Raw genomic sequence first — 11,588 nt, 5'->3', positions numbered from 1 at the left:
GAGCCCCTGGCGCAATGCCACCGCCAGTGCCAGCCCGGCAAACGCGCCCCCGCAGATGACAATACTTCGCTGACCCGGCATGCCCTTCCTTTACGCGTTCGGCGCTCTCAGACTGTGCTTGCTACCTGATATTAGCTGGGCGAAACAGGGGACAGAAACAAGCCCTTGCAGGTCATCCGGGGCACGCGGAGCGTGAATCCGGAATCTCGAGATTCCGGGCTCGATGCTAGCGCGTCGCCCCGGAATGACGGGTGTCATCAAACCGAAAGCCATCCATGTCCAAGAGTCTGATCGACTTATTGTCCATCCTCGACCTCGAGCAACTCGAGGTGAACCTGTTCCGCGGCAACAGCCCGAAGACGAGCTGGCAGCGCGTGTTCGGCGGCCAGGTGATCGGGCAGGCGATGGTCGCGGCCTGCCGCACCGTCGAGGGCCGCCTGCCGCATTCGCTGCATTGTTATTTCATTCTGCCCGGCGATCCGCAGATCCCGATCATCTACCAGGTCGAACGGCTGCGCGACGGCAAGAGCTACACCACCCGCCGCGTCACCGCGATCCAGCACGGCAACGCGATCTTCTCGATCATGGTGTCGTTCCACGCTGAGGAGCAGGGCGCCTTCGACCATCAGGAGAAGATGCCCGACGTGCCGCCGCCGGAGAAACTGACCGCGGAGGAAGTGTCGAAGCAGCCGATGTTCAAGGAGATGCCGGAGTTCATTCGCCGCTACTATGAATCCGACCGGCCGATCGAGCTGCGCCCGGTCGAGCTCGGCCGCTATTTCGGCCAGAAGATCGACGATGGCCGGATCAATGTCTGGATCCGCACCGCGGCGAAGCTGCCCGACGATCCGGCGCTGCACATGTGCGCGCTGGCCTATGCGTCGGATTTCTCGCTGCTCGATGCTGTCATGGCCCGCTATGGCCGCACGCTGTTCGACAAGCGGATGATGCCGGCGAGCCTCGACCACGCGATGTGGTTTCACCGCCCGTTCCGCGCCGACGAATGGCTGCTCTACGCGCAGGATTCGCCGAGCGCGCAATCAGGCCGCGGTCTGACGCGCGGCCTGATCTTCAAGCCCGACGGCACGCTGGTGGCCTCGGTCGCGCAGGAAGGCTCGGTGCGCGAACGCAAGGCGTAAGCCGCGAAACGCGGCAAGACAGGAATACGGGCTTCGGTTCTGACCTATCAGAACCGAAGCTCCAGACGCTCAGCCGGCTGCGCGCCTCGCTGGACCAGTGCGGTCTGCGACGCGATCCAGCGCATCATCCAGCGATACACCCACGGAATCGGGATGAAGAAGGAGATGCCGATAAGGGTCACGATCCCGCGCCAGAGAAATTCCAATCCGGTGCCGTTGAACGTCACCTCGTGGCGCGTGCCCTGGATGTTCTTGCAGAACCAGCGCGTCCACGCGGCGTAGACCCAGGCCCAGCCGATGATCGTGATGAACGAGATGACCGCAAGCAGGGTCCAGCCGAGATAGGCCCAGAACGAGCCGCTGAAGCTCAGCCCGAGCGGCTGCCCGTTGGAGGCGATGTTGGCGACCAGCCATTTCAGGAACAGCCAGTACAGCGCGATCTCGAGCAGGAACACGACGATGTTGAGCGACTGAATCCCGGTCATCGACAGCGCGACGATCAGCACGACGACGCCGAAGAACCAGGGCACGATCGTCATCGCGCTGCCCTCGAAGCTGAGGTTCGGCCGCGAGGGCACGTGCAGGCACGGGATGAGCCATTTGAGATACCAGACCAGCATCCATGGCAACGGGATGACGAAGCCGCTTGCGATCGCGAACACGAGGCTGCGCCAGACGAATTCCCAGATGCCGAAATCGATCGACAGCGCTCCGCCGCTGTAGCCTCCGGACGCCACCACCGGCGACGGGCCGCCGGCCTGCGCGGGCGGGAACGCCGGCGGCGCACCGATGCTCGGGATCAAACCGGGAATTTCGCCGGCCTTCTGCCAGCCCGACATGCCCTCGGTCCATACCAGGGTATCGGGCCGCACCATCCCGCGGGCGATCAGGTCACGGAGTTGAGCCTCGGGGAGGGGACCTTTTTGCTGGCCATCGGATGCATAAAACCAGTTTCGGTTCGACATTTTTTATTTTCCTCGGGGCGCGCGCGCCTTTGGATGCGCTCTGGGGCAGAACAAGCCAGCGAGACCGCTGGCCGGGGTAAGAAAGCCATATTCTGGCCGAGGGTTGTCGTCCCGTATAGTGACGGGGTTCACGCGCTGCGCACGTTTTCCCCTTCAACCTGCAAGTTTTTTGTGCCATTTGCCCAGAAAGATGCCAGATTTGGGGACCGTAGAACGCTGGCTCCTTGGCCGGCAGATTGGCGCTCCCCGGACGGCAAGTCACCGCTTTGGGGACGGGGCGTCTGCGGAAAAACCTCAAGGAAATGAAGGCCTGACCATGAAACTCGTCGTCGCGATCATCAAACCGTTCAAGCTGGATGAGGTGCGCCAGGCGCTGACCGCGATCGGTGTCCACGGCATGACGGTGACCGAGGTGAAGGGCTATGGCCGCCAGAAGGGCCACACCGAGATCTATCGCGGCGCCGAGTATGTCGTGAACTTCCTGCCCAAGCTCAGGATCGAGATCGCGGTCGATACCGACCTCGCCGAGAAGGCGGTCGCGGTCATCACCCAGCACGCCCGCACCGGCCAGATCGGCGACGGCAAGATCTTCGTGACGCCGATCGACCACGCCCTGCGCATCCGCACCGGCGAGACCGACAACGACGCGCTCTAAAGCTTAAATTCATGATCGCCGCCGACAACGACGCCGGCGCGCCACAAACACCATACGCCGGGGAATGATGATGGGGGCACGGGCTCTTCGTGCAGCGAAAATCGCTGCGCCGATCAATGCTGCAATCCTGTACGCGATGGGCACGCCGGCCTTCGCGCAGGGCAATGCCGGTTCAACCATCAACGCCGCCGACACCGCCTGGATGATCGTCGCCACCGCGCTGGTGCTGATGATGACGATCCCGGGACTGGCGCTGTTCTACTCCGGCATGGTGCGCAAGAAGAACGTGCTGGCGACGATGGCGCAGAGCCTTGCCGCGGTTGCGATCGTCTCGATCCTCTGGGTCACCTTCGGCTATTCGCTGGCCTTTGTCGGCGATGGCCCGTGGCTCGGCTCGCTCGACCGCTGGTTCCTCGCCGGGCTGACGATGGACAGCGTCAATCCGGCGGCGAAGACGATCCCAGAGGCGCTGTTCATGCTGTACCAGATGACGTTCGCGATCATCACGGTCGCGCTGGTCGCCGGCTCAGTCGCCGACCGCATGCGCTTCTCCGCCTATGTGCTGTTCTCGATCGGCTGGTTCATCTTCGCCTATGTGCCGCTGGCGCATTGGGTGTGGGGCGGCGGCTTCCTCGCTTCGGCGGGCGTGCTGGATTTCGCAGGCGGCCTCGTCGTGCATCTCTCCGCCGGCATCAGCGGCCTGGTCGCCGCCAAGGTGATGGGCAACCGGCACGGCTATGGTCATGACAATCTGTCGCCGTTCGATCTGTCGCTCGCCGTGATGGGCACCGGCCTGCTCTGGGTCGGCTGGTTCGGCTTCAACGGCNGGCGGCTCGGCGCTCGCCGCCAATTCGCGCGCGGTGATGGCGATCACCGCTACGCATCTTTCGGCCTGCGCGGGCGCGCTGACCTGGGGCGCGATCGAATGGACGACCCGCCGCAAGCCGTCGGTGCTCGGCATGATCTCGGGTGCGGTCGCCGGCCTCGGCACCATCACGCCGGCCTCCGGTTACGTTGCGCCGTGGCACGGCGTGATCATCGGCATCATTGCCGGTCTGGTCTGCTACTGGGCCTGCACCTGGCTGAAGCACCGCTTCAAATATGACGACTCGCTCGACGTGTTCGGCGTGCACGGCATCGGCGGCCTGACCGGTACACTGCTCGCCGGCATCTTCGCGGCGTCGGCAATCGGCGGCACGTCGGGCCTGCTCGAGGGCAATCCGAAGCAGCTCCTGATTCAATTCTACGGCGTCGCCGTCACGTTCATCTGGTGCGGCGGCGTGACCTTCGTGCTGCTCAAGCTGGTCAGCGCCTTCGTCCCGCTCCGGGTCTCGGCGCAGCAGGAGCTGGAGGGGCTGGACATCACACAGCACGGCGAAGCGCTGCAATAAGCCAGCTCAGCTTCCCGTTCGGTTCGGGCTTGCGCGACACATAAGTGTATGCTTATGTGTTGCCATGATCGAAGCCGACATCTTCAAGGCGCTGGCCGACCCCACGCGCCGAAAGGTCTTTGAAAAGCTCGCCGGCGGCAGCCTGAATGCCAGCGCGCTGCGCGACGGGTTGGAGATCAGCCAGCCGGCGATGTCGCAGCATCTCGCCGTGCTGCGCGCGGCAGGGCTCGTGCGCGAACAGCGGCAGGGCCGCTTCGTGAACTACGAGGTCGACCCGGACGGCATCGCCACCATCGGGACATGGCTTGCACGCTACCGCGCCTACTGGCCGAAGCGCGTGGAAGCGCTCGCCGACCTCTTGAAGGACATGGATCAATGAGCGACGCAGCCAAACCCGATCACGCCGACGCTTCCCTGGTGCTCGAATATGACCTCGACGCGCCGCCCGAGAAGGTCTGGCGCGCCGTGACCATTCCCGCGCTGCGCGAGCGCTGGCTGCCCGATGCCGATCTTGCCGGCGCCGAGCCTGAATCGTCTGTTGCGGGCGAAGAGGTGCGCTACCGGCTCCGCGACTCCGAGCCGCCGTTTCGCGAGAGCCACGTCACTTTCCGGATCGAACCGAACGAGGCCGGCGGCACCCGGTTTCGCATCATCCAGGAAGCCTGCGACAACAGACGGATTCAGCCGCAGCCGGCCAATACCAACAACCGCTGCCTGATGCGCGCGGCCTAGCGCCCGCAAACGCTCAAACCGCCAGACTTCATCACCTGCTGAAAGGGAGGTCGCCGATGCGCGACATGCTGCAACTCGTCCCTATGGTCGTCGAACAATCCAGCCGCGGCGAGCGATCCTTCGACATCTATTCCAGGCTCCTGCGCGAGCGCATCATCTTCCTGAGCGGCGAGGTCAACGATGCGATGTCCGGACTGGTCTGCGCGCAGCTTCTGTTCCTGGAGGCCGAGAACCCGAACAAGCCGATCAATCTCTACATCAACTCCTATGGCGGCGTGGTCACCAGCGGGCTTGCGATGTACGACACCATGCAGTTCATCAAGGCGCCGGTGCATACGCTGTGCATGGGCACCGCGCGCTCGATGGGCTCGTTCCTGCTGATGGCCGGCGAGCCCGGCCACCGCGCCGCTTTGCCCAATGCCAGCCTTCACATGCATCAGCCGCTCGGCGGCTTCCAGGGCCAGGCCTCCGACATCCTGATCCACGCCACCGAAATGCAGGAGACCAAGCGCCGCATCATCCGCCTTTACGCCCAGCATTGCAGGCGTCCAGAAGCGGAGGTGGAACGAACCCTGGACCGCGATCACTTCATGAGCGCGCAGCAGGCGCTGGAGTGGGGATTGATCGACAAGATTTTCGGGGAGCGCGAGGCGGTCTGAAGCGGAATTTCGCAGAGCCTGTTCGCGCGAACCGTTGGCTCCATCCGGGCGGCAGGTCCGTCTTCGCTTTCCCCCCTGAAAGGGGGAAGGCCGGGATGGGGGTCAGCCACAAGCGACGCTCCATGCGGAGAGAGCAGATCCCCACCCGCTTTGCTCTGGCGAGCAAAGCGACCTCCCCTTTTCAAGGGGAGATTGGAGCCACCTCACCGGTGCTCCAGCCGGATCCCGCGCGCTGCCCCGCGGCTGGGCAGGATTGTGTCCGGAGTCTGGCGTGCCCGCGTTTTAAACAGCCGTGATGATATTTTAGGCGCGTCGGAATGGCGCAGTGCGGCAGACCTCCCGCAAAGCGGGAAAAGGTTCGGATTCATAATCCATTAGCTGAGCCGGCCGATCTGGCACGGCATTTGATTCTAAGGGTCCCGGCTGTGCCCGCGTAGTGGAAGCTCTCCGCGTGGTGAACCTCAGTCGCAATTCTCCCGGTGTCGCGCACCGGGCCCAAGCGGGGATAGGACTCATGAAAATTGTTATGGCGATCATTAAGCCATTCAAGCTCGAAGAGGTCCGCGATGCCCTGACCGCCATTGGCGTTCACGGTCTCACGGTGACGGAAGTCAAGGGTTACGGCCGTCAGAAGGGCCACACGGAAATCTATCGCGGCGCCGAATATGCGGTGAGCTTCCTGCCCAAGATCAAGATCGAGGTCGCCATCGCCTCCGATCAGGTCGACAAGACCATCGACGCCATCACCTCAGCCGCCAAGACCGGCCAGATCGGCGACGGCAAGATCTTCGTCATCAGCCTCGAGCACGCCGTGCGCATCCGCACCGGCGAGGCCGATGCCGCGGCCCTCTGATTTTCGCGCTCAAACCATAAAAGACCTCAGGAGTAAGACAACATGACGTTCAAGCGTCCCCAAGGCGCGAGACCAACGGTCGCGGGACTGGCGGCCCTCGCAGTCGGCGTCCTCGCCGCGACCGCCGCCCACGCTGAGCCAACCATCAACAAGGGCGACAACGCCTGGATGCTCACCTCGACGGTGCTCGTGCTGTTGATGACCATCCCCGGCCTGGCGCTGTTCTACGGCGGCCTGGTTCGTTCCAAGAACATGCTCTCGGTGCTGGCGCAGGTGTTCTACACGGTCTGCGTCGTCACCATTCTCTGGGCACTCTACGGCTACAGCCTCGCCTTCACCGGCGGCTCCGACTTCATCGGCGGCTTCTCCAAGGCCTTCCTGATGGGCGTGACCACGGACTCGAAGGCCGCGACCTTCTCGGTCGACGCCAACATCTCGGAGCTGGTCTATTTCTGCTTCCAGATGACCTTCGCGGCGATCACGCCCGCCCTCATCGTCGGCGCCTTTGCCGAGCGCATGAAGTTTGCGGCGATCGCGCTGTTCATTCCGCTCTGGGCGACCCTGATCTACTTCCCGATCGCGCATATGGTCTGGTACTGGCCCGGTCCGGACGCGATCCAGGATGCGGCCAAGGCGCTCGCCGCGGCGGCTGACGGTGCGGCGAAGACCGCGGCCCAGGCCAAGCTCGACGAGATCAACGCCGATGCCGGCTGGATCTTCAAGAAGGGTGCGATCGACTTCGCGGGCGGCACCGTCGTGCACATCAACGCCGGCATCGCCGGCCTGGTCGGCGCACTCCTGATCGGCAAGCGCGTCGGCTACGGCAAGGAGCTGATGGCTCCGCACTCGCTGACCATGACCATGATCGGCGCCTCGCTGCTCTGGGTCGGCTGGTTCGGCTTCAACGCCGGCTCCAACCTCGAAGCCAATGGCGGCGCCGCGCTCGCCATGACCAACTCCTTCGTGGCCACGGCCGCGGCGGCGCTGTCCTGGATGTTCGCGGAATGGATCATCAAGGGCCATCCCTCGCTGCTCGGCGCGCTCTCCGGCGCGGTCGCGGGCCTCGTCGCGGTGACGCCGGCGGCCGGTTACTCCGGTCCGATGGGCGCGATCGTGCTCGGCCTCGTGGTCGGCGTGGTCTGCCTGTTCTTCTGCACGGTCGTGAAGAACGCGCTCGGCTATGACGACTCGCTCGACGTGTTCGGCGTGCACTGCATCGGCGGCATCGTCGGCGCGCTCGGCACCGGCATCCTGGTCAACCCGGCGCTCGGCGGCACCGGCATCATCGACTACACCGCGATCCCGCCGAAGGTCGCCGACTACGACTTCGCCGCGCAGATGATCGCGCAGATCACCGCCGTCTGCACCACGCTGGTGTGGTCGGGCATCGGTTCGGCGATCCTCTACAAGGTCGTCGACGTGATCGTCGGCCTGCGCGCCAATGTCGAGACGGAGCGTGAAGGCCTCGACATCACCGAGCACACGGAGCGCGCTTACAACATGTGAGTTCTCCCGGGACTCTGGCTCCCTCCGGGGTCGAGTCCAGAACTACGGTTCGGGCACATACCCGGCAATGTCCGGACCGTTGAGGGGCTCCAGCGCAAGTTGGAGCCCCTTTCTTTTTGCCGTGGTTTGATAAAAAATTACCCGAACGGCCCCCAACAACGGAATGATCCGGTTGGGCCGACCAACAAAGGGAGGACGTCATGAAGGTCGCAGGCGGCTGCTATTGCGGCAAGGTGCGCTACGAGGCCGAGGGCGAGCCGATGATGGCGGCGCAATGCCATTGCCGGGAATGCCAGTACATCACCGGCGGCGGGCCGAACATGTTCATGGCAATGCCGATCGCCGGGTTCAAATACACCGCGAGCGAACCCAAGCAATTCACCCGCCAGGATCTCAAGCGCGCCGTGACGCGCGAATTCTGTCCCGAGTGCGGCACTCATCTGGTGACCAAGGCGCCCGGCCTGCCTGCCGCGATCCTGAAGGTCGGGACCCTCGACGATCCCAAGCTGTTCAATCCGAAGGTCGCGATCTACACCTGCGACATCCAGTCCTTCCACCACGTGCCCGAAGGCATGCCGGCATTCGAGAAGCTGCCGGCGCGGTAGACTTCACGTCGCGTGCTACGGGAGCGCCATACACCTGCTACTGCCGTCATGGCCGGGCTTGACCCGGCCATCCATCCCGCTTCGCAAAATTCTTTCCCGATTGATGGATGCCCGGGTCAAGCCCGGGCATGACGACTCGCGAGAAGCCCCATCAAGCGGCCTCTTCAAGCCGCATCGCGCGCGCGCTCGACGCGATCGCGGCCGTGGCGCTTGGCGGCGTAGAGCGCCTGGTCGGCGGTGCGCATGAGGTCGCCGAGATCGAAGCCGCTCGGCTTCACGGTGAAGCCGATGCTGATCGTGACGGGGAGCTGGGTGACGTCGTCGAGGATCGTCCGCGCCGCGCAGTCGCGGCGGATTTCTTCCGCGCGATGCGCGGCCTGCTCGTGGCTGAGCCCGGTGAGGACCACGGCGAATTCTTCGCCGCCGTACCGCGCCACCAGGGCGCCGCGCCGGATCGCGAACTGGCGCAGCACGTCGGCGATCGCGACCAGCACCCTGTCGCCGATCTCATGCCCGTAGCGATCGTTGATCGACTTGAAATGATCGATGTCGCACATCAGCACCGCCGCCGACGCGCCATCGGCCTGCGCCTGGTCAAGCGCCGCGGCAGCCTCGGCATCGAAGCCGCGCCGGTTCAGGAGGCCGGTCAATTGATCGGTCTGCGAGATCTGCGCAAGCTCGCGGCGCGTTTGCGCCAGCTCCAGCATCAAAAGACCAGCGCGATAGGACATCGCGCCGCTCAGCGACACCGCGATGAAGGTGCCTGCCGTCAGTCCGAACAGCTGCATCTGCCCGACCGTGATCGGCGCGGCGAGGTCGCGGCCGAACGCCAGCGCGACCATGGTGAACGACATGACGGCGCTCGCCGCCGCTGCGACCGCCACGACCTTGCCGGTGCGGCGCAGCACATCGCCGTGTGTTTCGATCTTGATGGCCATGCCCCTGCGCGCGCTTTTCGAATGACGGATCATTCGTCCGGGCGTCTTGCCAATTGCTGAAGGAACTTGTGCAGCGCAAGCTGGCCTTAATGGCGGGTAAAGCGAGACGTTCAAATGCGTGCCGATTGCCGGCGTATGCCGTGCTGCAACCTTGGGATCGCCGGCAGATCACACCCGACGGCCGATGGTTAATCGCGTCTTAACCTCGCCCTATCTATGGTGATTTGATCAGTTTACGGTCGGACCTCCTCACCCCCGACCGCAGTGAAAGTACTGGCGCCTCAAACATGGCAATGACCGCCTCATCCGGCGCGGCGCAGGGCGCCGGCAATGTTGCACCCGCCGGCCAGGCCGAGCGTTCCCCGTTCCTGCGCACGACCGAGCTGCTGGCACCCTATCAGCCGGCTAAGCCCTTGATTACGCTGTCATTGGGTGAGCCGCAGCACCCCGTACCCGATTTCGTCGGGCCGGTGCTGGCAAAGCATACCGCGGAGTTCGGCCGGTATCCGATTGCCAAGGGCATCGAGCCGTTCCGCCGCGCGGTGGCCGCCTGGCTGTCCAGCCGGTTCCAATTGCCGCGCGCGGTCGATCCCGAGAGGGAGGTAATGGTGCTGAACGGCAGCCGCGAGGGGCTGTTCTTCGCCGCGATCACCGCAGCACGCTATGTCGCCCCGCGAAAAGGCCGGCCGGCGATCCTGATGCCGAACCCGTTCTATCCGGCCTATGGCGCCGGCGCCCGCGCCGCTGGCTGCGAGCAGATCTATCTGCCGACCACGCTCGCCAACGGCTTCCTGCCCGATCTCGATTCGATCGACGAGGCGACCTGGGCGCGCACCGTGGCGTTCTTCATCGCCTCGCCCGCCAACCCGCAAGGCTCGGTCGCCTCGCGCGCCTATTTCGCGCGCCTGAAGGAGCTCGCCGACCGCTTCGGCTTCATCATCCTCAGCGACGAGTGCTACTCCGAAATCTACACCCGCGAGGCGCCGGGCAGCGCGCTGGAATGCGCCGGACCCGACTTCACCAATGTGGTTGCGTTCCAGTCGCTGTCGAAGCGCTCGAACCTGCCGGGCATGCGCGTCGGCTTCGCCGCCGGCGATAGAAAGTTTTTGACCGCGTTCCACGAGCTGCGCAACGTCGCGGCGCCGCAGGTTCCGGTGCCGCTGCAGCATGTCGCCGTCGCCGCCTACAGCGACGAGGCGCATGTCGAGGAGAACCGCAGGCTCTATCGCATCAAGTTCGATTTCGCCGACCAGATCCTCGGCAATCGCTACGGCTACAAGCGCCCCGCGGGCGGCTTCTGCGTCTGGCTCGACGTCTCGCAGCGCGGCGGCGACGAGGCCGCGGCTGTCAGACTCTATCGCGACGCCGGTGTCCGCGTGATTCCCGGCAGCTATCTGGCGCGCGAGCAGAACGACGGTTCCAATCCGGGCGCGGGCTATATCCGCCTTGCGCTCGTCTCCGACAGTCAATCGACCGCCGAGGCCTTGCACCGGCTGGTCGAAACCCTGGATTAATCGCGAAGCGCAAAGATTGAGCATGGCAGCGATCGAACGTGTCATCCCCCTGGTCGGCCATTTGCCGCACTCCATGCGCGAGTCGCTGGCGCGGCGGCTGCGCGAACTGACCGGACTCGGGCTGATTGCGCTCGCTGGCGTCATCGCCGCGGCGATGATGACGTGGTCGGTGCAGGATCCGTCGCTGAGCCACGCCACCTCGCGCGCGATCCGCAACGTCGTCGGGTATCCCGGCGCGATCGGCGCCGATTTGCTGATGCAGATTCTCGGGCTCGGCGCGATCATGCTGATCCTCCCCGTCGCGGTGTGGGGCTGGCGGATGCTGACGCACCGTCCGTTCGATCGCGAGGCGCTGCGGCTCGGCTGCTGGATCCTGTGCACGGTGCTTGCGGCGGGCTTTGCCAGCTGCTGGCCGCACAACACGGCATGGCCGCTGCCGACCGGGCTCGGCGGCGTCGTCGGTGACGCGCTGGTGCGCGCTCCGGCCGTCGTGTTCGGACCGCCCGGCTTCATCTACCGCTTCGTGCTCGGCCTCATCCTGTTTTCCGCGATGGCGGCCGCGTTCCTGTTCGCCTGCGGCTGGGGCGCCAAGGAGAGTGATCCGGACGAGTCGCCGCTCGCCGACGATGAC

The 11,588-nt window shown here is 64.8% G+C and carries 13 protein-coding genes and 1 pseudogene; 12 read left to right on the top strand and 2 right to left on the bottom strand.

Annotated features, from left to right (window positions below):
* Positions 1-275: 275 nt before the first annotated feature.
* Positions 276-1,139, top strand: coding sequence for an acyl-CoA thioesterase II (gene tesB, locus AS156_RS37390; protein ID WP_066515003.1), 864 nt, complete (start codon positions 276-278; stop codon positions 1,137-1,139).
* A 47-nt stretch (positions 1,140-1,186) separates the two neighbouring features.
* Here tesB and AS156_RS37385 read toward each other — a convergent pair whose 3' ends face one another.
* A complete protein-coding gene (locus AS156_RS37385) occupies positions 1,187-2,104 on the bottom strand; it encodes a GYF domain-containing protein (protein ID WP_066515002.1) in 918 nt (305 codons plus the stop codon).
* A gap of 316 nt (positions 2,105-2,420) precedes the next feature.
* Here AS156_RS37385 and AS156_RS37380 point away from each other — a divergent pair, with 316 nt between their 5' ends.
* The 9 genes and pseudogenes from AS156_RS37380 (at position 2,421) to AS156_RS37345 (ending at position 8,505) form a co-directional block, all read left to right on the top strand.
* Positions 2,421-2,759, top strand: a complete 339-nt coding sequence (locus AS156_RS37380) for a P-II family nitrogen regulator (RefSeq protein ID WP_066515001.1) — start codon at positions 2,421-2,423, stop codon at positions 2,757-2,759.
* A gap of 64 nt (positions 2,760-2,823) precedes the next feature.
* Positions 2,824-3,585: pseudogene (locus tag AS156_RS45420) on the top strand (ammonium transporter); the annotation flags it as partial.
* 1 nt (position 3,586) lies between these two features.
* On the top strand, positions 3,587-4,150 hold a 564-nt coding region (locus tag AS156_RS45415; RefSeq protein WP_430641839.1), incomplete at its 5' end, for an ammonium transporter.
* A 64-nt stretch (positions 4,151-4,214) separates the two neighbouring features.
* Entirely contained in the window at positions 4,215-4,529 is a 315-nt protein-coding gene (locus AS156_RS37370; protein WP_066514999.1) for an ArsR/SmtB family transcription factor, read from the top strand.
* Positions 4,526-4,882 carry an SRPBCC family protein gene (locus AS156_RS37365; RefSeq protein WP_066514996.1) on the top strand — a complete coding sequence of 119 codons (357 nt, stop codon included), beginning with the start codon at positions 4,526-4,528 and terminating at the stop codon, positions 4,880-4,882. The genes AS156_RS37370 and AS156_RS37365 overlap by 4 nt, the downstream gene beginning before the upstream one ends.
* Positions 4,883-4,938: 56 nt before the next feature.
* A complete protein-coding gene (locus AS156_RS37360; protein ID WP_066514993.1) occupies positions 4,939-5,541 on the top strand; it encodes an ATP-dependent Clp protease proteolytic subunit in 603 nt (200 codons plus the stop codon).
* A gap of 514 nt (positions 5,542-6,055) precedes the next feature.
* A complete protein-coding gene (locus AS156_RS37355) occupies positions 6,056-6,394 on the top strand; it encodes a P-II family nitrogen regulator (protein ID WP_066514990.1) in 339 nt (112 codons plus the stop codon).
* A gap of 42 nt (positions 6,395-6,436) precedes the next feature.
* Positions 6,437-7,900, top strand: a complete 1,464-nt coding sequence (locus tag AS156_RS37350; RefSeq protein WP_066514988.1) for an ammonium transporter — start codon at positions 6,437-6,439, stop codon at positions 7,898-7,900.
* Positions 7,901-8,100: 200 nt separating this feature from the next.
* Positions 8,101-8,505, top strand: a complete 405-nt coding sequence (locus AS156_RS37345; RefSeq protein ID WP_066514986.1) for a GFA family protein — start codon at positions 8,101-8,103, stop codon at positions 8,503-8,505.
* A gap of 164 nt (positions 8,506-8,669) precedes the next feature.
* Here AS156_RS37345 and AS156_RS37340 read toward each other — a convergent pair whose 3' ends face one another.
* Positions 8,670-9,443, bottom strand: a complete 774-nt coding sequence (locus AS156_RS37340) for a GGDEF domain-containing protein (protein ID WP_066514985.1) — start codon at positions 9,441-9,443, stop codon at positions 8,670-8,672.
* A gap of 287 nt (positions 9,444-9,730) precedes the next feature.
* Between AS156_RS37340 and AS156_RS37335 the strand changes: the two genes are divergently transcribed.
* Positions 9,731-10,957 (top strand): aminotransferase class I/II-fold pyridoxal phosphate-dependent enzyme, encoded by a 1,227-nt coding sequence (locus tag AS156_RS37335; protein WP_066514982.1) that lies wholly within the window; start codon positions 9,731-9,733, stop codon positions 10,955-10,957.
* A 22-nt stretch (positions 10,958-10,979) separates the two neighbouring features.
* Positions 10,980-11,588, top strand: a 609-nt coding sequence (locus AS156_RS37330) for a DNA translocase FtsK 4TM domain-containing protein (protein ID WP_245313235.1), incomplete at its 3' end; no start/stop codon positions are given.

The sequence above is a fragment of the Bradyrhizobium macuxiense genome (assembly GCF_001542415.1).
Lineage (GTDB): Bacteria > Pseudomonadota > Alphaproteobacteria > Rhizobiales > Xanthobacteraceae > Bradyrhizobium > Bradyrhizobium macuxiense.
Note: the sequence above shows the minus strand (reverse complement) of the source record. Positions and strands in the feature narration are given on the sequence as shown.

Coding starts and splice junctions, on each gene's coding strand:
- tesB (WP_066515003.1), top strand. CDS start 276: ATGTCCAAGAGTCTGATCGACTTATTGTCCATCCTCGACCTCGAGCAA.
- AS156_RS37385 (WP_066515002.1), bottom strand. CDS start 2,104: ATGTCGAACCGAAACTGGTTTTATGCATCCGATGGCCAGCAAAAAGGT.
- AS156_RS37380 (WP_066515001.1), top strand. CDS start 2,421: ATGAAACTCGTCGTCGCGATCATCAAACCGTTCAAGCTGGATGAGGTG.
- AS156_RS37370 (WP_066514999.1), top strand. CDS start 4,215: ATGATCGAAGCCGACATCTTCAAGGCGCTGGCCGACCCCACGCGCCGA.
- AS156_RS37365 (WP_066514996.1), top strand. CDS start 4,526: ATGAGCGACGCAGCCAAACCCGATCACGCCGACGCTTCCCTGGTGCTC.
- AS156_RS37360 (WP_066514993.1), top strand. CDS start 4,939: ATGCGCGACATGCTGCAACTCGTCCCTATGGTCGTCGAACAATCCAGC.
- AS156_RS37355 (WP_066514990.1), top strand. CDS start 6,056: ATGAAAATTGTTATGGCGATCATTAAGCCATTCAAGCTCGAAGAGGTC.
- AS156_RS37350 (WP_066514988.1), top strand. CDS start 6,437: ATGACGTTCAAGCGTCCCCAAGGCGCGAGACCAACGGTCGCGGGACTG.
- AS156_RS37345 (WP_066514986.1), top strand. CDS start 8,101: ATGAAGGTCGCAGGCGGCTGCTATTGCGGCAAGGTGCGCTACGAGGCC.
- AS156_RS37340 (WP_066514985.1), bottom strand. CDS start 9,443: ATGGCCATCAAGATCGAAACACACGGCGATGTGCTGCGCCGCACCGGC.
- AS156_RS37335 (WP_066514982.1), top strand. CDS start 9,731: ATGGCAATGACCGCCTCATCCGGCGCGGCGCAGGGCGCCGGCAATGTT.